Below are 25,040 nucleotides of genomic sequence, written 5' to 3'. Positions count from 1 at the left end.
GACAGTTTCGGAGACAGTTATGCTCACCAATGCGCCGCTCGACATGGAGTATGTCCGCGCCCAGTTTCCCGGCCTGCAAAGCGGCTGGGTGTTTTTTGACAATGCCGGCGGGTCGCAGATCCTGAAAGGCGCGGTGGAGCGCATCAACACGTTCCTCTACGAAAAGAACGTCCAGATCGGCGGCAGTTACGAGGTCTCCCAGGCGGCAGCCGGGGCCCTTCAGGAAGCCCGCGAGGCGGCGCAGATTCTGGTGAACGCGGATCGCTCCGACGAGATCGTCTTCGGCGCCTCGACCACGGTCCTGATGCAGAATCTCGCCGCCGCGATGCGCGGCCAGCTGTCGCCCGGCGACGAGGTCGTCATCTGCGTGGCCGATCACGAAAGCAACATCGGCCCCTGGGACCGGCTCAGCGAGTTCGGCATCGTCATCAAGACCTGGCCGATCAACCGCGAGACCCTGAGGCTGGAGCTGTCGGATCTCGAACCCCTGATGAGCGAGCGCACGCGTCTCGTGTGCGTGCATCACGTCTCTAACATCCTGGGCGAAATCAACCCGATCCGCGAGATCGCCGATTTCGTGCATGCGCGCGGCGCAAGGATCTGCGTCGACGCCGTCGCCTATGCCCCGCATCGCGCCATCGACGTTCAGGCGCTCGATGTCGATTACTATGCCTTCAGTCTCTACAAGACCTACGGTCCGCATACCGCGCTGATGTACGGCAAGCATTCCCATCTGCTCGAGCTCGACACGCTCTATCACTATTTCTACGGCAAGGACAAAGTGCCGGGGAAACTTGAGCCGGGCAATCCGAACTACGAGCTGGCCTATTCGATCCTCGGGATCACCGAATATCTGCAGGAGCTTGGCCGCCGCGCCGGTGCGGCGGACGCATCGCCGCGCGAACGGATCGAGGCGGCCTTTGCGGCAATCACCGCGCAGGAAAACACCTTGGTCGACCGTCTGCTCGCCTGGGCCAACGGCCGGGACGACGTCCATCTTGTCGGTCAGGGCGAGAATACCCCCGGCTCGACGCGCATTCCGACCATCGCCTTCACCGTGGACGGCTGGACGCCGGAAGCGCTGTGCCGCGAGATGGATCCGAAGGGCATTGCCATCCGTCATGGCGACTTCCATTCCCGACGCCTGATCGAGGAGCTCGGACTGGCCGAAGCCGGCGGCGTCGTGCGCGTCTCCATGGTCCACTACAACACGCTGGAAGAGCTCGACCGCATGACGCGGGAGCTGGACGCCGTTCTCGATGCGGCCCGCGCCGGCGGCAAGCTGGCGCAGGGAGGCGCCGCATGAGCGCGCCCGCCTTCGACACGGTCATTCGCGGCGGCACGGTGGTGACCGCCGCCGATGCGGTTCCCTGCGACGTCGGTATTCGCGACGGCAGGATCGTCGCCCTCGGTTCGGATTTGGCGCAAGGGGCGCGCGAGATCGATGCGCGCGGTCTGCTGGTCATGCCGGGCGGCATCGACAGTCACGTTCACATCGCCCAGCCGTCTGGCGACGGCATCGTCATGGCGGATGATTTCGAAAGCGCGACGCGCTCCGCGCTTCTTGGCGGCAACACCACGGTGATGCCGTTCTGCCTGCAGCAAAAGGGCGTCGGCCTGCGCGAGGCGCTCAACGGCTATCACGCCCTCGCGGAAGGAAACTGCTACACCGACGTCAGCTTCCACCTGATCGTCTCCGACCCGACGCCGACGGTTTTGGGGCAGGAGATGCCGGCGCTCGCCGAGGAAGGCTACACCTCGATCAAGGTCTTCATGACCTACGAGGGCTTGCGCCTGCGCGACGACGAGATCCTGGCAACGCTCGATTCTGCCCGCCGCTCCAAGCAGGTCGTGCTGGTCCATTGCGAGAACGAGGACGCGATCCGCTATCTGATCGGGCGGCGCGAGGAGGACGGCGACACCGCGCCCTATCACCATGCGACCAGCCGGCCGATCGCCGCCGAACGCGAGGCAACCCACCGCGCGCTGTCGCTGGCCGAAATCGTCGACACCCCCATCGTCATCGTCCATGTTTCCAACCGCGAGGCGATGGAGGAGGTCGGTCGCGCGCGGATGCGCGGTCAGAAAATTGCCGGCGAGACCTGCCCGCAATATCTGGTGCTCACCGCCGAGGATCTCGACACGGAGGATTTCGAGGGCGCGAAATACGTCTGCTCGCCGCCGCCGCGCGACAAGCCGAGCCAGGACGCCTGCTGGCAGGGGCTGGAGACCGGCGTCTTCGATCTCTTTTCCTCCGACCATTGCCCGTTCCGTTTCGAGGACAGCGAAGGCAAGAAGACGGAGAAGGGCAAACAGTCCTTCCGCTGGATCCCGAACGGCATTCCGGGTGTCGGCACGCGGCTGCAGATCCTGTTCTCGCAAGGCGTCGCCACGGGCCGCATCGACGTCAACCGCTTCGTCGAACTGACCGCCACCAACCACGCCAAGCTCTACGGCCTCTACCCGCAAAAGGGCACGATTGCTGTCGGATCCGACGCCGACATCGCGATCTGGGATCCGACGGCAAAGGGCACGATCCGCAACGCGGATCTCCAGCACGGCGCCGACTACACGCCCTATGAGGGCATGGAGATCACCGGACGCCCGGTCACGGTCCTGCTGCGCGGCGACGTCGCGGTGGAGAACGGCGAACTGGTCGCGCAAAAGGGGCAGGGCGCCTACCTCCCGCGCGGGCAGAGCAGCCTGTTTCGGTGAGGTTTTCCGGGCGCTGACATTGCGTGGCGCGGGAACAACAAAGTCGGCGCGGTCGGACCGCCCCGGCTTGAGGTGGCTGACAAAGGCAAACAAGCACCCCGCGTCATCCCCGACTTGATCGGGGATCCATTCGTTTGCAGAGCGAATGCGGGGTGTTGCGGTCATCCACCTGGTGACCGTTCCCTGGCCGCGAAGCGGAGCGTGGGGACCGGCCAGGCCTTGCCGGCCGTTTTGAAAGCGACACAGCTCGTCTTCGTCTCGACGCTCGCGACCTTGCCGAGGGTGCCAATGGATCCCCGATTAAGTCGGGATGACGGCGGAGGGAGTGGTGGTGTCTGTGGTTTCCTGCTCTCGCGTTGCCGTGAGGGCCCGGTGAGAATCCTTCCCATAACATTGCGGGAAACAAAAAATCCCGGGAAAGGTGCGAGCCACTACCCGGGATCGGGGAGCCCAAAAGTGTGTTTCTTCAAGCCAATGGAAGCCGACGGCAGGGCCTCCGCGATCCCGGATGTCCGCTTGTGCGGAGTCCGGGATGACGTCTTTCAAAGGCGTTGTCATCACTCGCAGCCGGAGCGCATGTCGCGCTCCGGCTCTTTTATTTCATCGGACGAAGCGGACCAACCCGCCTCAGATTCCCTTGATCGAACCGCCGTCGATGCGGATGCGGCTGCCGGTGACGTAGCTGGCGCGCGTCGAGGCGAGGAAGGTGACGACATCGGCGAACTCCTGCGGCTTGCCGTAACGGCCGGCGGGGATTGCGGCGGCCGAGGCGGTCGCGACGTCTTCCACCGGCTTGCCGGTGCGCTTGGCCGCGGCTGCGTCCAGCTCGTCGACGCGGGCGGTGTGGATTCGGCCCGGTAGCACCACGTTGACGGTCACGCCGTCCCTGGCGACTTCGTTGGAAAGCGTCTTCGACCAGCCGACGACGGCGGCGCGAATGCCGTTGGAAAGCGCGAGGTTCGGGATCGGCTGTTCCACGCCCGACGAGGTGATGGTGATCACCCGGCCGAAGCCGCGTTCCTGCATCTTCGGCAGGAGGCGGCCGGTGATGTGGAAGAGGTTTGCCGCCATGCCCTCGAACTGGGAGATCCAGTCGCCGCGCTTTGCCGCCTGTGCGGTGCCCGGGGGCGGGCCGCCGATGTTGTTCACCAGCACGTCGACGCCACCCTTGGCCAGCAGCTCGTCGACGGCCTTGTCGATGGCTGCGATGTCGGTGAGATCGAGCGCGAGCGCCTCGACCTTGCCGGCCGGCAGATCGGCGGCCCAGTCTCGGATGGTGTCGGCGTTGCGGGCGGCGGCGATCACATGCGCGCCTTCCGCTGCCAGCGTTTCGGCAATCGCGCGGCCGAGGCCACGGCTTGCGCCGAGCACCAGCGCTGTCTTGTCGGCGAGACCCAGATCCATCAGTTCAGCTCCTTCAAACGGTTTTCCTGGCGCGCGATCAGGCGGTCGACTTCGCCTCGCGTCGTCGCGTCCAGCGCGTTGCCCGGCTTGCGCAGGGCAGGTGTGGCAATAATCCCGCGCTTGGCGAGGGTGTATTTGCGAATGGCAAGGCCGAGGCCCGGCTGCTGCTCGAAGCGCGCGAGCGGCAGATAGGCGTCGAACAGATCGCGGGCCCGCTCCATGTCGCCTTTCTCATGGTGTTCGACCACGGTTGCCATCATCTCCGGATAGGCAAAGCCGGTCATCGCGCCGTCGGCGCCGCGCTCCATCTCCTCCGGCAGGAACAACCCGCCGTTGCCGCAGAGGATCGAAATGCGCCGATCCAGCGTTCCCGCCTTGCGCAATGCGGTGATCTTGGCAAGCCCCGGCCAGTCCTCGTGCTTCAGGCAGACGCAGCCGGGAAGCGTGTTGACGATCCGCGCGATGGTCGAGACCGACATCTGCACGTTCGTTGCGAGCGGGAAATCCTGCAGCACGAAGGGCACGTCGCCGATCAGTTCCGCAACTTGCGTGTAATAGCCGACGATCTGGTCGTCGGTGCGCAAGCTCCCCGGAGGGGCGATCATCACGCCGGCGGCGCCGTCGCCCATCACCATCCTGGTCAGCGCGTCGATCTGGGCGAAGCCGGGCGCAGAGACGCCTGCGACGACTGGAACGCGTCCGTCGACGCGTTTCAGGATCCGCCCGACGACCTGGCGCGATTCCTCGACCGTGAGCTTGGGCGCTTCGCCCATCATGCCAAGCACCGTCAGGCCGGTCGCGCCGGCCTCCAGATAGAAGTCGACAAGCTTGTCACAGCCCTCCAGGTCGAGCGCGCCCGTGTCGGCAAATGGCGTGACGGCAATGACATAGACGCCGCGTGCGTCTTCGCTCAGTCTCATCATCTTGATCTTTTCCTTTTCAAGTTCAATCGCAGCGGGCAAGCGCGATGCGGCCGAGCGCCATCGCGGTTGCCGCCTGGCACGGGTCGATGACCGGAATGCCGAAGGTTTGCTGAAGGTCCCGCCGGTAACGCGCCATGCCGGCGCAGCCGAGGATGAGAACGTCGGCGCCGTCCGTGTCGCGAAGTTGCGTGCCCACTTCGTTCAGGCGTGCACGGGTCCGGTCCTCGTCGGAGAGTTCCGCAACGCCGAGATCGATCGGACGGTCGGCCGCCAGCCGGTCGAGGATACCCATGGCGCCGAGCGTCTTGATGTGACGCGCGACCGAGCCGCGCTTGATCGAGAGGATGCCGAAACGCTGGCCCATCGTCAGCGCGGTGAGATAGGCGCTCTCGCCGATGCCGAGCACCGGACGGGCGCTTTGCTCGCGAAGTGCTGCAAGGCCGGGATCGGAGAAACAGGCGACGACGAAGGCGGAGGCCTCCGCCTCAAGCGCGCGCGCCTGGGCGAGCAGCGGCAGGACGACGCCGTCGACATGGGCCTGCGTCTCGATCCCCGCCGGCCCCTCGGCGAGCAGATGGCAGTGGATGTCGACGCCCGCGCCCGCGCGCATCGGATCGATGGCGTCATCTATCCCGTCGGTGACGACGCGCGAGGAGTTCGGGTTGAGAATATGCAGGGTCATGGCAGGGCCTCCGTCTTGCGCGGGCGCGGCTCTTTCCAGAAGCCGGCCTGCATCTCCAGATCGGCCGCCGCGCCGATGCGGTCGATCATGGCCTTGGTCTCGCGTTCGGCCTCGGCGAGGATCGTAGCGCTAGAGACGCGCGTCGGCTTGCGGTCCTTCAGGCAGATTTCGCCGCCGACGATCACCGTATCGACGTCATTACCGTTGGCGAAATTCACCACGCGGTGGGCCGCCATGTTGTCGGGCGCCAGATGCGGCCGCTGCATGTCGACGAGGATCATGTCGGCACGTTTGCCCGGTTCAAGCGAGCCGATCTCCGCGTCGAGGCCGAGCGCCCTGGCCGCGTCGATGGTCGCCATTTCCAGCACCTTGCCAGGCGGCAGCACGCTCGGGTCGCGGAAGTGCCGACGATGGTAGTGCATCGCCTGCTGCATGTGGCGAAACATGTCGGAGGAGCGGTCCGGCGCGGTCGCGTCCGAACCGAGACCGACGGTGACGCCGGCTTCCATCAGCTCGATGGCCGGGCACCGGCCCATGATCGAGGCGACGGCGGAGGGGTTGTGCGCGATACGGGTGTTCGTCTCGGCGCAGATCGCGATTTCTTCCTCGGTGATGTCGATGGCATGCGACAGCAGCGCGTCGGGGCCGAGCAGGCCGAGATCCTTGGCGCGTGCCACGGATCCGCGCCAATGGCCGTCCTGGGTGAAGACGACCTTCGCCTCGCGCGACAGCGCGCGGGTTGCCTGTGCCTGGCGGATCGCCTCTGCGTAGTCGGCGCGCGGCATGTCGTTTTCATGCTCGTTGCGCAACACGGGGTAGAGCAGGGCGATCGTCACACGGTTGTCGCCGGCGCCGTGCCAGTCCGCCAAAAGCCGTTCGCAGGTCTGGAGCTGGGTTTCGAAGGTGACCGGCTTCGGATCCGCCCCGCCATTGGCATAGGTGCGCGGATGCGGGGCGCGTGTCGGCCCGACGGCGATCATGGAGCGCGTGCCGACCTCCAGCACGCCGCGTGCGTGGGCCGCGCCATAGACGGGGTCGTCGGTGCGCATGATGGTGTCGCCGCCGCCAAGCAGCGACACGCCGGTGGTGACGCCGAAGGTGAGCCGCTCCAGCGCCGCAAGCCGTGCTTCGGCATGCCAGAACTCGGGCGTCGAGCCGGTGGTGTAGACCTCACCGCAGATCTCTTCCCAGCGGTTGCCGCTGTCCATGCCCATCGTCTTGATCAATCCGTGGCCGGCATGGGCATGCACGTCGATCAGTCCGGGCATGACCACCTTGCCGGTCGCGTCCAGCGTTTCCGCGTCTGGATAGCGCTCCGCGACCTCCGCTGCCGGACCGACGGCGACGATGCGCCCGTCGGATATGGCAACGGCGCCGTTTTCGATGATGCGACGCTCCGCATCGATTGCGATGACGGTTCCGCCGGTGACGATGAGATCAGCCATTGGCGGTCTCCGTGTCGGTGGTGAAGGCGGGAAGGTCGGCGACGTCGATCACACCGTCTTCGCGCATTTTGAAGTCGGGATGATCGCCGCGCAGGCCAACCGCGCGATGCGGATTGTAGAGCGTCAGCCACGCCGGATCGTTTTGCAGTTCCGCATAGGCCTTGCGGTAGAGTGCTGCGCGGGCCTTCGTGTCCGTCGTGACCCGTCCCGCGTCGATCAGTGCTTCGATGGCCTCGTTTCGATAGCCCTGCCACCAGGCGCCGGCCGTGCGGGAGTCGATCTTCTCGTAAAGTACGCGGAAGGTGGACATCGGGCTGGAATCGAACACGCAGAGGTCGCCGATCTCCTTGCGCCGCACCATGTGGGCATAGGCCTCGCGGTCCTCGTGGATGCGCACGTCGAAGGTAACGCCGATGGCGGAAAGCTGCGCGCCGAGGTCGGCGGTGAGCTTTTGTGCCTCGTCGGGCAGGCGGGTCGGGCAGTCGAGGGTCAGCGTGAGGCCGTCGGGATATCCCGCCTCGGCAAGAAGGGCGCGCGCCGCTGCGACATCCGGGCCGGGGACGGGATCGCTTCCGGCACCATAATGGCGCGGGCTGACGAAGCCGTGCAGCGGATCGGCGGCGCCGTCGAGGACCGTGTCGATCAGGGCCTCGCGGTCGACGGCAAGCGACAGCGCACGCCGCACGCGGCCATCCTGCAGCGGACCCTTGGCGGAGTTCAGCAGATAGATGATCGCGACCGGTGCGGTGAAGCGCACCAGGGTCGCGCCGGGAACCGCGCCGAGATGCGGATCGAGCGAGTTGGCGACCTGTGCCCGCCCGTCGGCGAGCATGCGCACCCGCTCCTCGGCGTCCTTTTCGAGGACGAAGACGAGCGTGTCGTTCTTCGAGCCATCCGCGAAATGATCCGGGTTGCGGGTTGCCGTCACCCTGTCGTCGGCCGCGCTCTCCAGTCGGTAGGGGCCGGTGCCGCAGATGACGGATGTTTCACCGGCATCGAGGCGGTCGAACACGGACGGCGCGACGATGAAGCCCTGGACAAGAACGTCGAGAAGGTCGGCCATCGGCGCCGTCAGACGGACCGTGAGCGTCAGGCCGTCGGCCTCGATCTCCGCGCCGCCCAGATACTGGCGCCACACGGCGGGGGACCCCAGCGTATAGCCCTTGTCCTCACGCGCCATGCGCTCGAGCGACTTTGCAACCGCGGCAGCGTCGCAGGCCGTGCCGTCGTGAAACGCCACGCCCGCGCGGATGTCGAAGGTCCAGGTGCGAGCATCGTCGCTCACCCGCCAGCCGTCGGCGAGATGCGGGTGGTAGGCGCCCTCGCGACGCTTCACCAGCGTGTCGTAGAAGGTCTGATAGAGCGTCAGCTCGTCGTTGGCGTCGGTGCAGTCATGCGGATCGCCAAGCGGCAGGCGGGGCAGGGCGATCGCCACGGGGGCGGCGTCAGCATAGGTCATTGGGTATCGCGCTCCGGCTCGTCGGTGAGATGGCAGGCAACCTGTTGTCCGTCGCCCATGTCTTTCAGCGTGGGTCGCTCCACCTTGCAGCGCTCGAAGGCGAGCGGGCAGCGCGTGCGGAAACAGCACCCGCTGGGCAGGTCGAGCGCGGAGGGAACCTCTCCGCTCAGCTCGATTTCCTCGCGCGGGCGCGTTTTCTCGATGGAGGGGGCGGCCGACAGCAGCGCGCGCGTATAGGGATGGCGCGGCGCGGAAAACAGCTTTTCGCGCGACCCCGTCTCCACCAGGAAACCCAGATACATCACGCCGATCCGGTCGGCGATGTGATGCACCACGGAGAGGTCGTGGCTGATGAAGAGATAGGCGAGACCGAACTCGTCGCGCAGGTCCATCATCAGGTTGAGGATCTGCGCCTGGATCGAGACGTCGAGCGCGGAGACCGGCTCGTCCGCGATGATCAGCCCCGGATTGACCGACAGCGCACGGGCAATGCCGATGCGCTGGCGCTGGCCGCCGGAAAACTGGTGCGGATAGCGACCGGCGTGCTCGGTGTTGAGACCGACACGGGCCAGAAGATCCAGCGTCTTCTGGGCGACTTCCTTGCGCGCGGCCCGTCCTTGCGTCTGTTCCAGCAGCGGTTCGGCGACGATGTCGCGCACCTTCTGGCGCGGATTGAGCGAGGCGAAGGGATCCTGAAAGATCATTTGCATCCTGGAGCGCACGGGCAGCATCTCGCGCACGCCGTAGGAGGAGATGTCCTCGCCCTCGATGCGGATCGCGCCCTGCGAGGGGCGGTAAATGCGGGCGATGGTCTTGGCGACCGTCGACTTGCCGCATCCGCTTTCGCCGACGAGTGCGACGACTTCGCCGCGATTGACGGAGAGGGAGACGCCGTTCACTGCCTTCACCCGCGTGTCGGGGAACCGCAGGCGTCCGTCGGCAAACTTCATGCGGTCCAGGAGCGATCCGCCGATACGAAATTCCTGGTGCAGGTTCTCGACCTGAAGCATGGCGGTCATTCGGTTTCCCCTTCCTTCAGCGGGAAATGGCAGGCATGGGCGCGCGCGCCGGTCGCAACCAGCGGCGGCTCGCTTTCGCGGCACAGCGTGCCGACGCGCGGGCAGCGGTCCTGAAAGTTGCAGCCCTTCGGCAGCTTGCGGATGTCCGGCACGGCGCCGGGGATCTGCTTGAGCCGAGCCATGCGGTGCGCCGGATTTGGGATGCTGTCGATCAGCCCGCGGGTGTAGGGATGTGACGGACGGCGGATGACATCGTCGGTCGGCCCACGTTCCACCACCTTGCCGCAGTAGAGAACGGTGATGTGGTCGGCCATCTCCGAAACAACGGCAAGGTCGTGCGTCACCAGGATCATCGAGGCGCCGTTGTCGCGGATCTGCCGGCGCATCAGTTTCAGGATCTGTGCCTGGATGGTGACGTCGAGCGCCGTCGTCGGTTCGTCCGCGATCACGAGCTTGGGCTGTGCCAGCATCGCGATGGCGATCACCACGCGCTGGCGCATGCCGCCGGAAAACTGGTGCGGATAGGACTTCAAACGGTCGGCCGCCCGCGAGATGCCGACATCCTCCAGCACCTGCACGCAGCGTGCCTGACGCTGGCCTGCATCCATGTCCGTGTGCAGACGAAGCATTTCGTCCATCTGCTCGCCGACGGTGTGCAGCGGGTTGAGCGAGGTCATCGGATCCTGGAAGACCATCGCGATGTCGCGGCCGCGAATGTCGCGCAGCCGTGCGTCGCCGGCGTCCTTCAGGTTCTCGCCGTTGAACTCGATCGCGCCGCTCTCGATCTTTCCCGGAGGGTCGATCAGGCCGAGGATCGAGAAGCCGACGACGGACTTGCCGCCGCCGCTTTCGCCGACGAGGCCCATGATCTCGCCCCGCTTGACGGAGAAGCTCACGCCGTCGACCGCCTTCACCGTTCCGGAGAACGTGTGGAACCAGGTGCGCAGATCCTCCACGCGCAGCAGCGTTTCCGGTGCCGCGGCGTTTGCCGGTTTTGCTTCGGCCATTACTTCAACCTCGGATTCAGTTCGTCACGCAGGAAATCGCCGAACAGGTTGATCCCGAACACCAGCGCCATGATGAAGAGGCCCGGGAAGACGGAGGTCCACCACAGCCCGGAGAACAGGACGTCGAAGCCGTTCTTGATCAAGAGGCCGAGCGACGGCTGGGTGATCGGCACGCCGACGCCCAGGAACGACAGGCTCGCCTCGATCAGGATGAAGGTGCCGACCTGAACGGTGGCAACGACGATCAGCGGTGTCATGACATTGGGCAGGACGTGACGGCGGATGATCTTGCCATCGCGAAGGCCGGCGACGCGGGCCGCCTGCACATATTCCTTCTGCACTTCCGACAGCGTCGAGCCGCGCACGGTTCTGGCGTAAACCACCCAGCCGACGGCGGTCAGCGCGATCAGCACCTTGTCGATCCCGGTGCCGAAGGCGGACATCAGGAACAGCGCGATCAGCATGGAGGGAAAGGAGAGCTGGATGTCGGCGATGCGCATGATCGTCGCATCCAGCCGCCCGCCGTAGAAGCCGGCGAGAAGCCCGGCCGTCGTTCCGATGAGGCACGACATCAGCATGGCCGTGACGCCGATCATCACCGAAACCCGGGTGCCGTAGAGGATACCGGCGAGCACGCCGCGTCCCTGGCCGTCGGTGCCGAGCAGAAAGCGCGGATCGCCGCCCTCCAGCCAGACCGGCGGCTTGTAGCTGTCGAGCAGGTTCAACTGGCCGACGTCATAGGGGTCCTGCGCCACGAAGAGCGGGCCGGCCACCACGATCACCGTGAAGACCAGGAGGACAATGCTGCCGGTAATCGCCGAGGCGTTGCGCTTGTAGTTGTGGAAGAATTCAGAGGAGAGGAAGGTCGCGCTCATGTCATTTCACCGTAATGCGCGGGTCGATCCAGGTGTAGACCATGTCGACGAGGAAGTTGATCACGACGAAGATGAAGGCGACCAGCATCAGATAGACCACGATCACCGGGCGGTCGGCGCGATAGATGGAATCGATCAGCAGCTTGCCGAGGCCGGGCCAGGCGAAGATGGTTTCCGTAATCGTCGCGAAGGCAATCAGGTCGCCGAGCTGGAGGCCGAAAATCGTGACGACCGGGATCAGCGCATTGCGCAATCCGTGCCCGTAGAGCACGCCACGACGCGAGACGCCCTTGGCGCGGGCGAACTTCATGTAGTCCTGGCGCATGACCTCCATCATGCCGGCGCGGGTGATGCGCAGGATGATCGCCATTGTCGCAAGCGACAGCGTCAGCGACGGCAGGATGATGTGATACCACCCGTCTAGCGTCAGGATCGACAGCTTCAGTCCCAGGAAGTCGACCGTTTCGCCCCGTCCCGAGGACGGGAAGATCTGCCATTGGACCGCCAGGAGGAAGATCAGCATCATGCCGACCCAGAAGCTGGGGAGCGAAATGCCGAGCAGCGAGCCGGACATGATGGCGCGGCTGGTCGTGCGGTTGGGGTTGGCGCCGGCGTAGACGCCGAGCGGAACGGCCACCAGGGCCGCGAAGATCATCGCCACGACGACGATTTCCATCGTTGCGGGCAGGCGTTCCAGGATCAGGTCCATCGCCGGCTGGCGGTAGACGTAGGACCGGCCGAAGTCGCCCTGGAGCATCCCCTTCATGAAGACGAGATACTGCTCGAACAAGGAGCGATCGAGGCCGAGGATCCGGCGCGCCTGGTCGATCTCCGCCTGGGTTGAATCGATGGGGATGACCATGAAAACCGGATCGCCGGTAAAGCTCATCATCAAGAAGACGATGACGGATACGATCCAGAGAACGAAGACCATCTGCAAGAGACGTTTGATCGTGTAACCGAGCACGCGCGCAATCCCTGGTTGGCTGTCTCAGGTAGGAAAACCGGCGGCGCTGACGCACCGCCGGTTCGATGGAAGAGGGATCAGCCCTCGATATCCATGTCGTAGGCCCACAGGAACTTGTCCGTGCGCGGCGTGAAGTCCACCGCCGTGCTCGCCCCGTAGATGTCCTGCTCGTAGTGAACCGGGATCATCGGGATGTCCTTCAGCAGGATCTTGGTGACCTCCTGCAGATGGGCGTCGCGCTCTTCCACGCGCGGGGTGCTGTCGGCCTTGTCGATCAGCGCATCCACCTCCGGGTTGGAGTAGGAGCCGCGGTTGACCTGGCCGTAGCCGTCCTTCTTGTCGCGCGAATAGAACATCACGCCATACATCGAGCCAGCGTCGCCGGAAGGGACGTCCCAGCCCGACATGATGAAGCTAGACTGGTCGGACGGCACCCGGATGTAGCCGAAGAAGTTCGACTTGGGCATCAGGTTCAGCTTCAGATCGATGTTGATCTTCGCCAGCATCGAGGCGAGCGCCTGGGCGATCTGTGCATCGTTCACATAGCGGTTGTTGGTTGCATCCAGCGTCATCGTGAAGCCGTCCGCGTAGCCCGCCTCCGCCATCAGCGCCTTGGCCTTTTCCACGTCGAACGGATAGATCTCGTGGAAGTTCTCGCCGTCGACATGTCCGACGTGGCTTTCCGGCACATATTGCGCGGAGGGCGTCGACAGGCCGTTCATGATGATCTTGGAGATCGTGTCGACGTCGATCGCCCGCGCCATGGCTTCGCGCACGCGGCGGTCGGTCATCGGGTTGTCGCCCTCGATCGTCGGGCTCTTGGCGCGCATGTCGAGTGCCAGCACCAGGTTCAGCAGGCTCGGACGTGTAATGATTTCATAGCCTTCCGAGCGCTTCACCCGGTCGACGTCGCGCACCGCGAGATCCTGCACGATGTCGACTTCGCCGGTCAGGAGCGCCGCCGTGCGGGTCGCCGGATTGGTGATCGGGCGGAAGGTGACAGTCTCGATCTCGGCTTCGCCCATATAGTAATCGTCGAAGGCTTCGAGTGCGATGCGGTCTTCCTTGACCCACTCCACCAGCTTGTAGGGGCCAGTGCCCATCGGCTGGCGGTCGAGGTCGTCGCCGACCTTCTTCACGTGATCCTCGGAGAGGATCAGGATGGCGGCCAGGTCGTTCGGCAGTGCCGCATAGGGGCGGAATGTCTTGATCTCGACCGTGCTGTCGTCGATGGCGCGGAAGCTCTCGATATTGGCTGCGAGATTGGCCATCAGCGAGCCCTTCAGCCGGTCGAGCGTGAAGACCACGTCGGAAGCCTTGAGCGTGTCGCCGTCATGGAAGGTCACGCCGTCGCGCAGGGTAAAGACCCAGGTGACGTCGTCGGTAAGCTCCCAGCTCTCCGCCAGGCCGGGACCGAACTGCAGCTCGGCGTCGCGGCGCACCAGCGGGTCGTAGAGGTGGTAGTACATGATGTTGGAGCTGAGCTCTTCGCCCGCCTGCGGGTCCATGTGAACCGCGTCGGAGGTGAGGCCGACAGTCAGGGACTTGTCGGCGGCAATGGCGCCCGTCGCGGTCATGGCCACGACGGCGACGGAGGCAAGAAGATGCTTGAAATCGGTATGCAGTGTCATCGGGGGACTCCCATCCGGTGGTGTTGCGGGGCGGTGGGCCGCCCTCGTTTGCTGGTTGTTTCGAGGAAAAACGGACGATCAGGCGAGGGGCGTCTGGATCTCGATCTGGTAGCCTTCCGGATCGTCGAACATGAAGGCGCGGATCTTGAGCGACGGGCTGTCCTTGGCCTCGGTCAGATTGGCGACGCCACAGCTTTTCACCCAGGCATGCCAGGCGTCGACGTCATCGACCCGCAGGCACAACTGGACGGGCTTGGTGTCGGCCGCGCGATGCGCGCCTCGCGTCTCGTCGACCAGGCCGACGTGACCGGTGCCTGCGATCCTGTAGATCTTCGACCAGCCCTGATCGATGGCGAGCGTCAGGCCGAGAACCGTCTCGTAGAAGGCCTGGGCTCGCGGAATGTCGCGGTAATAGAGAAAGGTGATGGTGAGCTGCGCTTCGCCTTCCGGGCGCTGGACGGCGGGAGTGTCAGTCATGGGCGCTCTTCCTTTGGTCTGATAGCATGCTGATGGTATACCGTATGAATGCAGTGTCAATGGGCGTGCGTCGACGCTGCCGTCGATAGCTGGCGCGACGTCAGTACAAACGGTGGATATGGGTAAGAATCGCTTCGCGCACGTTGTCCAGATGGCGGCGCATCGCTTCGCCGGCCCGGTCGGGATTCCGCGCGAGAATCGCGTCCAGAATCTCCAGGTGCTCGTGCAGACCCGGCTCGAAGCGGTCGGGAATGAAGCCCTTGTCGAAGATGCGGGTCTTCAGCTTCAGGCTTTGAACGAGTTCCGTGAGCAGTTTCGAGCCCGCGATCCGCGCGATCGTGCTGTGGAGGTCCTCATCGAGTTCCGCGTGTTCCCCGGGGCCGGGCCGAGGGCCCTCAAGCGCGGCCTGGGTGCGGGCGCGAAGCTCCAGAAGCGGCTCGACAGGAGAGTTGACGCTTGCCGCCTGGCGGGCCGCCTCGCATTCCAGTAGACGCCGAACGTGAAGGATTTCAATGATTTCCGAGATGGAAATCTGGTTCACCACCGGCACGCCACCCAGCGATCGCGTGACGAGACCTTCCGACACAAGCCGGGCAATCGCCTCGCGTACGGGTGTACGCGACACGCCCAAACGGTCCGCGAAGGGTTTTTCCTGCAGCCGCGTTCCAGCTGGAAGCTCGCCGCTGACGATCATTTTCCGCAAGCGGTCGTGCGTGGATTCGGCCAGCGTTTGTCCGGGTTCGGTGCTGCTCATTCATTGTGCTCCGCGCGGGTCCGCCGGACGCTTGTCCCGGACACATTTCCCAACCATTGCTCATTGCCTACTCTATCGGCAATGGAGCCCGTTGTCAGTGTCGGTATACAGTGTGTATATCAAATGGGCAATGAAAGGAGGCATCATGACCGAAACTGCCTATGACACGGTGATCCGAAACGGAACCGTCGTAACGGCCGGAGGCCGCTTCAAGGCCGATGTAGCCATAAGTGGGGGGCGGGTCGCCGCGCTCGGTCACGGGTTGGCGCCGGGGCGCAGCGAGATCGACGCGAGCGATCGTCTGGTGATGCCGGGCGGGGTCGATACCCATTGCCACATCGAGCAGCTGTCCGGTGCGGGTCTGATGAATGCCGACACCTTCGAGACCGCGACCCGTTCGGCGGCTTTTGGCGGAACGACCACGACGGTCTCCTTCGCCGCCCAGCATCCGGGCATGCGCATTTCCAAGGTCCTGGCCGACTATGCGCAGCTTGCCGAGCGCGGCGCGCTGACCGATCACGCCTATCACATGATCGTGGCCGATACGTCCGGCGAGAACCTCGACGACGTCGCCCGTCTCATCGAGGCGGGCCATCGCTCGATCAAGATCTTCACCACTTATGACAAGGTGCGCCTCGACGACCTCTCGATTCTCAATGTCCTGGATGTCGCCCGCGCCCATGGGGCGATGGTCTGTTTTCACGCGGAAAACGACGGGCTCATCCGCTGGGCAACCGCGCGGCTGCTGGATGCCGGCAAGAGCGAGCCGAAGTATCACGCCGCGTCCCATCCGCGCCTTGCCGAACTGGAGGCACTTGAGCGTGTCTGCCGCTTCGCCGAGGCGACCGGACAGCCGGTGATGTTGTTTCATGTCTCCACGAAGGAGGGCATTGCAATTGTGCGTGCGGCGCGGGCACGCGGTGTGCCGGTCTTTGCGGAAACCTGCCCGCATTATCTGTTCATGACGCAGGATGTGCTGGATCGCCCGGGCCGCGAGGCCGCCAGTGTCATGTGCAGCCCGCCCCAGCGGCTGGCTGAGGATCAGGACGCCCTCTGGCAGGCACTGGCGCTTGGCGATCTCCAGCTTGTGACGTCCGATCACGCGCCTTACCGGATGGATGAGACGGGCAAGTTCGCCAATGGCGCGGCCGCCCCTTTCAATCGCATCGCCAACGGCTTGCCGGGGCTGGAGCTTCGGCTTCCGCTGATGTTCGATGCGATGGTTCACGGCGACAGGCTTGGCGCGGAGAAGTTCGTCGAGCTGACGTCCACCGCCCCCGCCCGCATCTTCGGCCTTGCAAACAAGGGACATTTGTCGCCGGGCGCCGATGCCGATATCGCGATCTGGGATCCGGCCGTTCGCAGGGTCTTCGGAGACAACGATCTGCATGACAATGTTGGCTACAATCCGTTTGCGGGTCGCGAGGTCACCGGTTGGCCGACCACGGTCCTGTCGCGGGGCGAGGTGATCGTCGAGGATGGGGCCATTCTGGCGCGGCCGGGGCGCGGTCAGCGCGTCGAGATGCAAAAGAGCGCTGCCATGATGGCGCGCGAGCCGGTTGTTTAGGTCTCATGTCTCCGGGCGGGCAGGCCTCAGTGCCGGCAGCGATAGGGCGTTTTCGTCAGGGCGTCGCCGGACCTGCCCCGCCCGTCACCGACGCTTTGCCCTGCGGTCCTCGCCGGCCGCTTCGTGACAGGCGTTTCGCGTGCCGATTTTTCGGGACAGCAAAGCGTCGGGAGGCGGCTCCGTTGCAAGGGCGCGGGGCCCGGATACGCTCGCGGCATGCGCGCCGGCCCGGTCCCGCGCGCTGCGGACGTTGTCGTCCGACATCGCTCTTTCGCTTCATGCCCGGAGCCTGAACGCCTGTCGGCAATAAGGCGGCGGGCAGGAGATATCTTGTCCATGATGAATTGATTGAAATTAAGTATTTGTATTCTGATGAATTACGAAGAACGATGATCGTATAAAATCTTTGGTTGCAATTTTTATTTGAAGTTCGGGGTCGGTTCGCTGACATCTCTGAAAGATTGTCTGGCTTCGATCTTGCGGAATCCGGCGGCGATTTGAAGTCCGCGGCCGGGGATCGGCGGCGCGGCAACATGCCGGATGCAATCCCTGGCACCCGAAGGGACCGATGGTCCGGCACGAAGGAGGTCTGCAATGATCGTCAGAACGTTCAAGGCCGCGGGCGATGCGCCCGTTTTTTGCACGATCGCATCGCGTGAGATCGTCTCCGGACGGGACAACGTCGGGCACAGTCTGTTCGATACCGCGTTTCCGGCGGGTGGGGACGATTGCGTGCGCGATGGGGCCTGCGGCGATTTCGGGGCGCAAGCGCATTATTGCGTGACCGGAGAGGGCACGATTTGCGTCGACGGCAAGTGTTGGCCGCTGGTCGAGAACACCCTGGTCGCCGCGCCGGCGGGGGCGACGGTTCGCGTGGCTGCCGATACGGACATGCGTCTGTGTTCGGTTTTTGCCGGAGACCCTCGGGAGGTCACGGCCGGAACGATGGTGCGCAGCGTTGACGATATCGTTGGAACCGCGCGCGATGTCTTTTGGGGCAACGGCCAGAGTCGCCGGCTGCTTGTGCGCGGCGACGGCTACGGGTTTGCCCTGTGTCAGACGCTTGGCAATCCCGAAACGGACTCGCCCCTTCAGTACCGCCATCACTTCGAGTCCTGTTACTATGTTGCCGGCAGCGGCGAATACGTCTGGGAGCAGGGGCGTCACCCGATCGATACCAATGGCGCCGGCGGCACCGTCTTCATCATGAACCGCAACGATGCCCATCGCATGGTGGTCCGGGATTCCTCCATCTGTCTGAGCATCTTCACGCCGCCGATCGAGGGCACGGAATCCCACGATTTTTCCGGGCACGCGCCCTCGTCCTACTGATCTCCAACCGGTCGCTACGGGGGGGCGCGCCCAGGCGTGGCGTGGCCGCGGTCGGCGGCTTCGCCTGGCGCTTCGTCGCGCTTTGACACCGGTGGGACCGTCGAGACGATCACCGCACCTGGCGGCGTGTTCCCCGCAAGGGGCGAGAGGCGCGCGCTGGAGAGGATGTTGCGCGGGCGCTTTCGCCTGTCCCGTTAAGCGCCAGAAATATAGACGAAAACGATATTTGTTCTCGCGGGCCGGGCAAGGGAAAATAATCCCTACCCTAGCGGGCGGAGCGCTGCCGCTGACTGCCCGTCGCGACGTGACCCGTGAGGAGCAGGAACATGTTGAAGACCGTGGAGATCTCCAAGGAGCTGACCCGTGACAGCATCCGCAAACTGATCGAGCAGACCACCGATGCGATCCACGTGCCGGGGTTTTACCCGGCTGACCTTTCGGCGGAGTTCGCCCATCGCATTGCGAGCCATTCCGAACTCGAGGCCTACAAGATCCAGAGCGCGCTGAAGCGTCTCGGCATGGGCTATGTCGATGTCGAGAAGAGCACGGAAAACGCCAGCCGCTATCACAGCGAGGCGGTCCGCTCGATCTGGGGCATTCGCGACATGATGTATCCGCATCTCTCGCCGATGGATCACTTCCGGCTGCTTTTGGAAGAGGTCTGGCCGGCGGGCGCGACGATCGAGAACATCGACGGTCAGAAGAGTTTCGTCGGCACGTGCCGTGTGATCGAGCCGGAGGCACGCATGCTGCCGCACAACGACCGCCTGGGCCGCATGCTGATCGACGGAACATCCGATCTGACGGGCCAGCTTGCCGTGAACATCTATCTGGAAATGTCGGAAGCCGGCGGTGACCTGGAGCTCTGGCTCACCGAGCCGACGCCCGAGCAGGACGAGGAGCAGGTGACCCGCGACGGGATCGACCGAGAGGGGATCGGCGAGCCGCGGGTGGTGATCCGTCCCGGCAACGGCGATCTGGTGCTCTTCAACTCGCAGCTCATTCACTGCGTGACGCCGGCCATCGGTTCTCAGCGCGTCACCACGTCCTGCTTCGTCGGCTATCGCGGCGAAGACAAGCCGTTGACCTACTGGAGCTGAGCGCTTCCTCGGCCCCGCACCGTCTGTTGGATCGAAACGCGTCGCCCGGTCCGGCAGCGCGCTTTTTGCTGCGGTTGCCGCAAGAGGCCTGTTCGCCGGGTGCTCCTGCGCTTCCGTGGGCGATGAGACCCGCAGCCAGGCGATGGCGATCAGGCCGCCCACACCGATTTTCATCGGCGCTTCGAGGCGGGCGCCAATCGGTGCGAACAGGAGCAGCGGAAGGGGCATCGGCATCAGCATGAGGCCGGCTGAGGAGGCGGACATTCCAAGCACGACCTGGAGGCAATCGGCAGATAGATCCGCATGATCCAGAAGATGATGCTGGTCAAAAATCAGACCAGCGGGATGCCCCTCGTATGACGTTGTCGGCGCAGGCCGGACTTTTTCTGCTGGCAACCAGAAATGCGTCCGTGTCCGTTCGCGAGATTGTTTCGCCCGGCGAGACGGACCAGGTTGGCCTCTTGTCGCGGTCGATCATCATCGCGCGAATGCCCTCGCTGAAGTCCGGATGTTTCATCAGACGCGAGACGATCCGCAGTTCCAGCGCCAGGGCACGTCCGACGGTGTTGTGTCGTCGTTGGATTTCGAGGGCACGCAGGGCCAGCGTCTGCGCAAGTGGCGCGCCGCGCGCGAGCGCTTTTCGCAGTTTTCGGCACCAGTCGTGCAGTTCATGTTCGGGCGTCACGCCGGCGAGCACGCGATCCAGATCGGCCGGGGACGTGATCGCGGTATCGCGCGCGAGCGCCGCCGCCCGGTGGCGCAGGGCCGGTTCGTCGCCCGGAGCGGAAAGGGGCCCGAGCGCGGAAGGGGCGCCCGTGGCGCACAGCGTTGCGATCAGCTCGTCGCGGCGGTCGCCATCGATGACATGCCGGATGAAACCGAGGTCGAGCGCATCGGCTGCGCCAATCGGCAATCCGGTCAACGCCATGAGCGCGGCGACCGCATGCGGCGTGCGGGCCAGCAGAGCCGTCGACCCGGAGTCCGGGACCCATCCGATGGCGCATTCGGGAAGGCTGAGCCGGAAGCGCTCGGTTACGACCGGATGGCTGGCGTGGCAGCCGAGTCCGACGCCGCCGCCCATGACCTGGCCGTCCATGAGGGCGACCACAGGTTTCGGGTAGCGGGCAATCTTGAGGTCCAGCCGGTATTCGTCTCGCACATGGGCCCGTGCGGCGGAGAAATCGCCCGCGGCCACATGGGTATGGACTTCCCCAATGTCGCCGCCGGCACAAAAGGCGCGCCGGCCTTGCGCATCGATGATCAGCACATGGACATCCGGATCGGCGCGCCACAGATCGAGCGCGCCATGCATTGCGCGCACCATCGCCCCGGTGAGCAGATTGAGGGACCGCGGCCGGTTCAGCGTGATCCGGCCGGCCATTCCGTCCCGGCGCAAAAGGACGTCGGTGCTGTCGTGGAGACCGGCGCTCATGCGCACAACGGGTCAGTGACGGATCAGCGCCGCCGACCAGGCGAAGCCCGCGCCGTTTGACACCACCATCACCGCGTCGCCTGGCTTGATCAGCCCCTGATCCACGGCTTCGGCGTAATTGATCACCATGTCGCTTTCCTGGACATGGCCACGGTGCCTGAGCGCGCTGGTATAGACCTTGTCCGGCGTGAGGCCGAATTTTTTCATGAAATAGGCCTGATCCCAAGTCGAGAAGGTCGGGTAGATGTAATAGTCCACGTCGTCATGCGACATGTCGAGCTTCTTCAAAAGCCGGTCCATCACCTTGCCGAACATGCGGAAATTGATCGGGATGACGCCCTCGTTGAACTTGTCCATCTTGGCGTACATGTGCAGGAGCTTTTCGGTCACCTCCTCGTTCGGCTTGCGGTTTTGAAGGCCCGGCACGTACCAGACATCGTGCAGGCGCCCGATGGAGATGGTTTCCACCTCCAGGATCCGGCCGCGGTCCGCGTTCTTGCGCAGCACCAGCGCGCTGCCGCCGTCGGAGGCAACGGTGATCGGATAATAGGTCTTGTTGAGATCCGGGGTGCGGTCACCGGCAAATAGAAGTGCCGTTTGCACGTCGTCATCGCAGAGCATCAACGCCATTACCGATTTGAGCGCCAGGTGGTAGCTGGCGCAGCCGCCGGTGTTCACCGCCGTCGAGAAGGCGTTGACGAGGCCGAGTTCCTGCTGGACAAGTCCTGCCGCCGACCAGGTCGGGCCGACATAGTCCTCGGGGATGCTGGTGAAATCGACGACGAGATCGATTTCTTCGGCGGAGACGCCCGCCTGGTCCATCGCCCGTCTTGCCGCTTCCAGCGCCAGCACCGACGGAAGTTCGTCGGTGACGTGGATGTCCTCGATGCCGATGTCGCGCTGGAAGTCGATGTTCTTGGACAGGGTGCCGAAGGGGACGCTCTCGTCGCGGAAAACGTCCTCGACCCGCTTCTTGTCCGGGGGAAGATAGAAGGCTTCCGACAGAATTCCGACGTGATCCATGGCTTTCGTCCCTGTCACAGTTTCAGCAGTGTCGCGCCGAGAAAGAAGCCCATCCCGTGGGAGGCCATCAGCACGTGATCTCCGCGAGCCGCGCCATTGCCGCGCAGGCTCATGTAGTTCAGCACCAGGTCGCAGGAATGAACGTGACCGCAGGCGCCCAGATTGTCCCGGTGGAGGCGACCGTTCGTCTGCATGGTGCGGGAAAAGGCCTCGGTGTCGTCGTCCGAGATGTTGGCCGTGAGAAAGTGGTCGATGCCTTCGCGGGCGAGCCCGTTGCGCGCGAGCATCTTGTCGGTCAGCACGCGCAGCTCCCCCATGTGGTCGCGGGAGCGGTATTTCGCCTCGTCCAGGGTCAGCTTGTAGAGGTCGAGCCGCGTGGGATGGGCCATGCCGCCGCCGGGAATGTTAAGCACGTCGTGCAGCGCCCCGTTGGACGCGGAGATCGTGTCGACAATGGTTGCCGACGGGGCGTTGCGCTGCACGATCAGGGCCGTTGCCGCATCGCCGATGACCGTGACCGCCTCGCCGGCGCTGAGCACGCGGTTTCCCGGGATCGCCCGGTCGGCGGCGGCCAGAAGAATGGTGTTCACATCGTCGTTGGCGCGGATCAATGCACGTGCGAATTTCAGCGCTGCATGAATGTTGCCTGAGCCGCCGCCGCTGAACCCGAGGGTGAAGGCCTTTTTCGCGCCAAGCTCCGCCTGCAGCTCGTTGCTCATCGACCAGGCGGGTTCGACATAGCGCTGCGGCATGACGGAAAAGTCGATGATCGCATCCAGCTCGAGCGGACCGAGGCCGGCCTCGCTCATCGCGGATTGAGAGACCGCAACGGCCATCTCCGTCGGGCTTTCGCCTTCGAACACATGCACGCTCTCGATGCCCAGACCGCGCAGGGTCTCCGGTTCGGCAGCGCCGCTTTCCGCATGCGCGATTCCATCGAGCGCGAGGTTGCGGGGAGGCAGGAACCGGGCGGCGGCGAGTATTCCAACGCTGTCGTTCGTCATGGCCGTTGTCTCTCGGTGATGGTCCGGCCCTGGCGCAGGCCTGGCCCGGATGCGGCGCGCGGCATGAGGCGCGGCAAAGCCACCCTGGCCGACGCCATCCGGTTGGGGAAACGGGGCAGGGGCAGGCCTTTGCCCGCCCCGACAACGTGGCGAGACTAGGCGGCTGCGCGTTCGCGCACGCAGGCGTCGATGATCTCGCGCGGCACCGTGTGATCGTCGTACCAGCGGCCGGACAGCGGCTTTTTCACCAGCGCGACGTCCGCCGCATAGGACAGGATCTCGTCGTTGTGCGCGCCGATCTCGCGTTTGAGCGAGGCGGGCAGGCGCCCGTCCGTCTCCATCGCCCGGTCGATCGATCCGGTCAGATGGCGCAAGTGGTCGATCCGTCCGTTGACGATGTCGATGCTGCGCCTGGTGATCCGGCCGTAGTCGGCCTTGTGGTTCGCCATAACCTGCATCGCCTCATACATGCTGGGCAGGAATTCGTCGCGCTTCATCCACTCGGTCTCGTAGTTCATGGCGTCGCGCCAGCGCGGCTGCGTCAGCGACTGGCGGTGCGATTCCAGATCCCGGTGGAACACCGTGTAGCCGTGCTGGTCCGGCTCCTCGAACCACTGGCAGCCGGGATCGAGGAAGGGCACCATGCCGAAGATCGTCGGGATGATCTTGTCGTTGGGAAACCGCTCCATGAGCCGGGCCGAATAGGCGACCGTTTCCATCACCGATTCATGCGTCTGCTTCGGCATTCCAATCGTGTACCAGAGGTAGACGCCCTTGATGCCGATATCCATCGCGGCCGCGATCCACTCCTCCATCTCCTCGTTCGTGTAGGTGCCGCGCCCGGTCAGGCGGCTGATCTCCACGTCGTGAGACTGGGGAGAGAGGTTGATGTAGATGTCGAGGTTCGGCGCGACCTCCACCATCTGTTTGAGAACCGAAATCTTCGTCAGCCGGAACTGCTCGAAGGAAACCGATTTCACCACGCCGCTGTCGGAAACGGCGGCCAGATAGTCGAGCAGGCGCGGGGAGGATTCCGAATAGGCCTGGAGCGTGTAGACGCTGAGCGGCGATTCCGTCTTCGGGAAGGTCAGGATCTCGCGCGCCAGCTGTTCGGAGCGCCGGTGGAAGACCGTCTTCTTCTCCACGTTCATCATGCGCTGATAAGCCCAGCGGGAGCCGGAGCACCAGCCGCAGCTCTGCTGGCAGCCGGTGTTGGGCAGCACCATCAGGTTCGGCATGTTGAGAAGGCTGGAGGTCTTGGGAAACATTTTCGACCAGTCGATGGCGACGTCGTTCAGCACCTCGGGCGTGTAGCTGTGACCGTTGTCGACCACCTCGCCCTTGTCCTTGTAGATCATGTTCTCGACATTGAAGCGTCCGCGCACGCCGCGCTTGGCTTGCGCCACGAGCTCCGCGAGCGGCTCCAGCGTGTCGTAGCCGCGAATGACGCCGTCGATCTGCGGATATTGCATCATCTCGCGGGCGTAATAGGTCGAGACGATCCCGCCGAAGACCACGAAACTCTCCGGGAGGACCTTCTTCACCAGTCCCGCAACTTCGATCGAGCCCTGACAGTGCGGCAGCCAGTGCAGATCGAGACCGATGACCGGGGCGTCGAGATGCTCGAGCAGCTTTTCCACGTCGAGCGTCGGGTGCTTGAGCATGAGGGAGGCGACATTGACGATCTTTACGTCGAGATCGCGTTCGCCGAGGAAACTCTTGATCGACAGGAAGCCGAGAGGGTGCATCTCGAAGATCGGCGTGACGTTGCTGCTTTCCTGGCTGGCGTACCAGCCCAGCACGAAATCGTCGCGGTCGCGGAAGTCGTAGATGGCCGGCGCATGGATCAGAATGAGGTCGGCCTTCACTTTGCTTGACATGGTCGGTCTGTCCCTTTTCGCCCCTGGTGAGGAGATCAGTCAGATCACGTCGCCGAGGCGGCGATCTTCTCGCGACAAAAGGCGGTGAACGCGGTGAGCGTGCGGTAGTTCTGCGAGGTGATTTCGTCTTCGTCGATCTCGATACCGAATTCCTTTTCAACGTATTCGGTGATCTCCGCGATCCCGAGACTGTCGAGAATGCCGCTGTCGAGAAGATTTTCCTCCGGGTCGATCCCTCCCGAGACATTCACGCCGGCGTTCTCCACCAGATAGTCGTAGATTTTCTTGTGAACCTCGTCGTTCTCGATTGTCTGCGCATCCATGGCGGCCTCCTGTCTGTTGTG

The 25,040-nt window shown here is 64.4% G+C and carries 22 protein-coding genes; 5 read left to right on the top strand and 17 right to left on the bottom strand.

Annotated elements, in window-relative coordinates; genetic code table 11:
- Positions 1-19 precede the first annotated feature (19 nt).
- Both G572_RS0117705 and hydA (G572_RS0117700) read left to right on the top strand, forming a co-directional pair.
- Entirely contained in the window at positions 20-1,306 is a 1,287-nt protein-coding gene (locus G572_RS0117705) for a cysteine desulfurase-like protein (protein WP_029059613.1), read from the top strand.
- The gene (hydA, locus tag G572_RS0117700) at positions 1,303-2,715 is read left to right on the top strand and encodes a dihydropyrimidinase (protein ID WP_029059612.1); all 1,413 of its coding nucleotides are present in this window, start codon (positions 1,303-1,305) and stop codon (positions 2,713-2,715) included. The genes G572_RS0117705 and hydA (G572_RS0117700) overlap by 4 nt, the downstream gene beginning before the upstream one ends.
- A 627-nt stretch (positions 2,716-3,342) precedes the next feature.
- Here the strand turns inward: hydA (G572_RS0117700) and G572_RS0117695 are convergent.
- The 12 genes from G572_RS0117695 to G572_RS0117640 form a co-directional block, all read right to left on the bottom strand.
- On the bottom strand, positions 3,343-4,119 hold the full coding sequence (locus G572_RS0117695; RefSeq protein WP_029059611.1) for an SDR family oxidoreductase: 777 nt from the start codon (positions 4,117-4,119) through the stop codon (positions 3,343-3,345).
- Positions 4,119-5,042 (bottom strand): dihydrodipicolinate synthase family protein, encoded by a 924-nt coding sequence (locus G572_RS0117690; RefSeq protein ID WP_029059610.1) that lies wholly within the window; start codon positions 5,040-5,042, stop codon positions 4,119-4,121. Before G572_RS0117690 ends, G572_RS0117695 begins: the two co-directional genes overlap by 1 nt.
- A gap of 22 nt (positions 5,043-5,064) precedes the next feature.
- A complete protein-coding gene (locus G572_RS0117685) occupies positions 5,065-5,724 on the bottom strand; it encodes an aspartate/glutamate racemase family protein (RefSeq protein WP_029059609.1) in 660 nt (219 codons plus the stop codon).
- Positions 5,721-7,169 carry an amidohydrolase family protein gene (locus G572_RS24560; protein ID WP_051242695.1) on the bottom strand — a complete coding sequence of 483 codons (1,449 nt, stop codon included), beginning with the start codon at positions 7,167-7,169 and terminating at the stop codon, positions 5,721-5,723. Before G572_RS24560 ends, G572_RS0117685 begins: the two co-directional genes overlap by 4 nt.
- Complete coding sequence (locus tag G572_RS0117675) at positions 7,162-8,628, bottom strand: ABC transporter substrate-binding protein (protein ID WP_037547401.1); 1,467 nt, start codon at positions 8,626-8,628, stop codon at positions 7,162-7,164. The genes G572_RS24560 and G572_RS0117675 overlap by 8 nt, the downstream gene beginning before the upstream one ends.
- Complete coding sequence (locus G572_RS0117670; RefSeq protein WP_029059607.1) at positions 8,625-9,647, bottom strand: ABC transporter ATP-binding protein; 1,023 nt, start codon at positions 9,645-9,647, stop codon at positions 8,625-8,627. Before G572_RS0117670 ends, G572_RS0117675 begins: the two co-directional genes overlap by 4 nt.
- On the bottom strand, positions 9,644-10,654 hold the full coding sequence (locus G572_RS0117665; RefSeq protein WP_051242694.1) for an ABC transporter ATP-binding protein: 1,011 nt from the start codon (positions 10,652-10,654) through the stop codon (positions 9,644-9,646). The genes G572_RS0117670 and G572_RS0117665 overlap by 4 nt, the downstream gene beginning before the upstream one ends.
- Complete coding sequence (locus tag G572_RS0117660) at positions 10,654-11,529, bottom strand: ABC transporter permease (RefSeq protein WP_029059605.1); 876 nt, start codon at positions 11,527-11,529, stop codon at positions 10,654-10,656. Before G572_RS0117660 ends, G572_RS0117665 begins: the two co-directional genes overlap by 1 nt.
- A 1-nt stretch (position 11,530) precedes the next feature.
- The gene (locus G572_RS0117655) at positions 11,531-12,496 is read right to left on the bottom strand and encodes an ABC transporter permease (RefSeq protein ID WP_029059604.1); all 966 of its coding nucleotides are present in this window, start codon (positions 12,494-12,496) and stop codon (positions 11,531-11,533) included.
- A 77-nt stretch (positions 12,497-12,573) separates the two neighbouring features.
- Positions 12,574-14,127 (bottom strand): ABC transporter substrate-binding protein, encoded by a 1,554-nt coding sequence (locus G572_RS0117650; protein ID WP_029059603.1) that lies wholly within the window; start codon positions 14,125-14,127, stop codon positions 12,574-12,576.
- 78 nt (positions 14,128-14,205) lie between these two features.
- On the bottom strand, positions 14,206-14,604 hold the full coding sequence (locus tag G572_RS0117645; RefSeq protein ID WP_029059602.1) for a VOC family protein: 399 nt from the start codon (positions 14,602-14,604) through the stop codon (positions 14,206-14,208).
- A gap of 100 nt (positions 14,605-14,704) precedes the next feature.
- A complete protein-coding gene (locus tag G572_RS0117640; RefSeq protein ID WP_029059601.1) occupies positions 14,705-15,358 on the bottom strand; it encodes a GntR family transcriptional regulator in 654 nt (217 codons plus the stop codon).
- A 145-nt stretch (positions 15,359-15,503) separates the two neighbouring features.
- Here G572_RS0117640 and hydA (G572_RS24555) point away from each other — a divergent pair, with 145 nt between their 5' ends.
- The 3 genes from hydA (G572_RS24555) to G572_RS24550 all read left to right on the top strand — a co-directional run bounded on the left by hydA (G572_RS24555) (position 15,504) and on the right by G572_RS24550 (position 19,357).
- On the top strand, positions 15,504-16,925 hold the full coding sequence (hydA, locus tag G572_RS24555; RefSeq protein ID WP_037547599.1) for a dihydropyrimidinase: 1,422 nt from the start codon (positions 15,504-15,506) through the stop codon (positions 16,923-16,925).
- A gap of 594 nt (positions 16,926-17,519) precedes the next feature.
- Complete coding sequence (locus tag G572_RS25625; protein WP_051242691.1) at positions 17,520-18,257, top strand: ectoine synthase; 738 nt, start codon at positions 17,520-17,522, stop codon at positions 18,255-18,257.
- A gap of 326 nt (positions 18,258-18,583) precedes the next feature.
- Complete coding sequence (locus G572_RS24550) at positions 18,584-19,357, top strand: 2OG-Fe(II) oxygenase (RefSeq protein WP_051242689.1); 774 nt, start codon at positions 18,584-18,586, stop codon at positions 19,355-19,357.
- 325 nt (positions 19,358-19,682) lie between these two features.
- Here G572_RS24550 and G572_RS24545 read toward each other — a convergent pair whose 3' ends face one another.
- From G572_RS24545 to G572_RS24540, 5 genes are all read right to left on the bottom strand, one after another.
- Entirely contained in the window at positions 19,683-20,789 is a 1,107-nt protein-coding gene (locus G572_RS24545; RefSeq protein WP_051242688.1) for an enoyl-CoA hydratase/isomerase family protein, read from the bottom strand.
- Positions 20,790-20,801: 12 nt separating this feature from the next.
- Complete coding sequence (locus G572_RS0117610; RefSeq protein WP_029059598.1) at positions 20,802-21,812, bottom strand: 3-oxoacyl-ACP synthase III family protein; 1,011 nt, start codon at positions 21,810-21,812, stop codon at positions 20,802-20,804.
- A gap of 14 nt (positions 21,813-21,826) precedes the next feature.
- Positions 21,827-22,816, bottom strand: coding sequence for a 3-oxoacyl-[acyl-carrier-protein] synthase III C-terminal domain-containing protein (locus G572_RS0117605; protein WP_029059597.1), 990 nt, complete (start codon positions 22,814-22,816; stop codon positions 21,827-21,829).
- A gap of 155 nt (positions 22,817-22,971) precedes the next feature.
- The gene (locus G572_RS0117600; RefSeq protein WP_051242685.1) at positions 22,972-24,696 is read right to left on the bottom strand and encodes a cobalamin-dependent protein; all 1,725 of its coding nucleotides are present in this window, start codon (positions 24,694-24,696) and stop codon (positions 22,972-22,974) included.
- A 44-nt stretch (positions 24,697-24,740) separates the two neighbouring features.
- Positions 24,741-25,019, bottom strand: a complete 279-nt coding sequence (locus G572_RS24540; protein WP_037547400.1) for an acyl carrier protein — start codon at positions 25,017-25,019, stop codon at positions 24,741-24,743.
- Between the last annotated feature and the right edge of the window lie 21 nt (positions 25,020-25,040).

It is taken from the genome of Stappia stellulata DSM 5886, from assembly GCF_000423705.1.
Classification (GTDB): Bacteria; Pseudomonadota; Alphaproteobacteria; order Rhizobiales; family Stappiaceae; genus Stappia; species Stappia stellulata.
Note: the sequence above shows the minus strand (reverse complement) of the source record. Positions and strands in the feature narration are given on the sequence as shown.

Coding starts and splice junctions, on each gene's coding strand:
- G572_RS0117705 (WP_029059613.1), top strand. CDS start 20: ATGCTCACCAATGCGCCGCTCGACATGGAGTATGTCCGCGCCCAGTTT.
- hydA (WP_029059612.1), top strand. CDS start 1,303: ATGAGCGCGCCCGCCTTCGACACGGTCATTCGCGGCGGCACGGTGGTG.
- G572_RS0117695 (WP_029059611.1), bottom strand. CDS start 4,119: ATGGATCTGGGTCTCGCCGACAAGACAGCGCTGGTGCTCGGCGCAAGC.
- G572_RS0117690 (WP_029059610.1), bottom strand. CDS start 5,042: ATGATGAGACTGAGCGAAGACGCACGCGGCGTCTATGTCATTGCCGTC.
- G572_RS0117685 (WP_029059609.1), bottom strand. CDS start 5,724: ATGACCCTGCATATTCTCAACCCGAACTCCTCGCGCGTCGTCACCGAC.
- G572_RS24560 (WP_051242695.1), bottom strand. CDS start 7,169: ATGGCTGATCTCATCGTCACCGGCGGAACCGTCATCGCAATCGATGCG.
- G572_RS0117675 (WP_037547401.1), bottom strand. CDS start 8,628: ATGACCTATGCTGACGCCGCCCCCGTGGCGATCGCCCTGCCCCGCCTG.
- G572_RS0117670 (WP_029059607.1), bottom strand. CDS start 9,647: ATGACCGCCATGCTTCAGGTCGAGAACCTGCACCAGGAATTTCGTATC.
- G572_RS0117665 (WP_051242694.1), bottom strand. CDS start 10,654: ATGGCCGAAGCAAAACCGGCAAACGCCGCGGCACCGGAAACGCTGCTG.
- G572_RS0117660 (WP_029059605.1), bottom strand. CDS start 11,529: ATGAGCGCGACCTTCCTCTCCTCTGAATTCTTCCACAACTACAAGCGC.
- G572_RS0117650 (WP_029059603.1), bottom strand. CDS start 14,127: ATGACACTGCATACCGATTTCAAGCATCTTCTTGCCTCCGTCGCCGTC.
- G572_RS0117645 (WP_029059602.1), bottom strand. CDS start 14,604: ATGACTGACACTCCCGCCGTCCAGCGCCCGGAAGGCGAAGCGCAGCTC.
- G572_RS0117640 (WP_029059601.1), bottom strand. CDS start 15,358: ATGAGCAGCACCGAACCCGGACAAACGCTGGCCGAATCCACGCACGAC.
- hydA (WP_037547599.1), top strand. CDS start 15,504: ATGACCGAAACTGCCTATGACACGGTGATCCGAAACGGAACCGTCGTA.
- G572_RS25625 (WP_051242691.1), top strand. CDS start 17,520: ATGATCGTCAGAACGTTCAAGGCCGCGGGCGATGCGCCCGTTTTTTGC.
- G572_RS24550 (WP_051242689.1), top strand. CDS start 18,584: ATGTTGAAGACCGTGGAGATCTCCAAGGAGCTGACCCGTGACAGCATC.
- G572_RS24545 (WP_051242688.1), bottom strand. CDS start 20,789: ATGAGCGCCGGTCTCCACGACAGCACCGACGTCCTTTTGCGCCGGGAC.
- G572_RS0117610 (WP_029059598.1), bottom strand. CDS start 21,812: ATGGATCACGTCGGAATTCTGTCGGAAGCCTTCTATCTTCCCCCGGAC.
- G572_RS0117605 (WP_029059597.1), bottom strand. CDS start 22,816: ATGACGAACGACAGCGTTGGAATACTCGCCGCCGCCCGGTTCCTGCCT.
- G572_RS0117600 (WP_051242685.1), bottom strand. CDS start 24,696: ATGTCAAGCAAAGTGAAGGCCGACCTCATTCTGATCCATGCGCCGGCC.
- G572_RS24540 (WP_037547400.1), bottom strand. CDS start 25,019: ATGGATGCGCAGACAATCGAGAACGACGAGGTTCACAAGAAAATCTAC.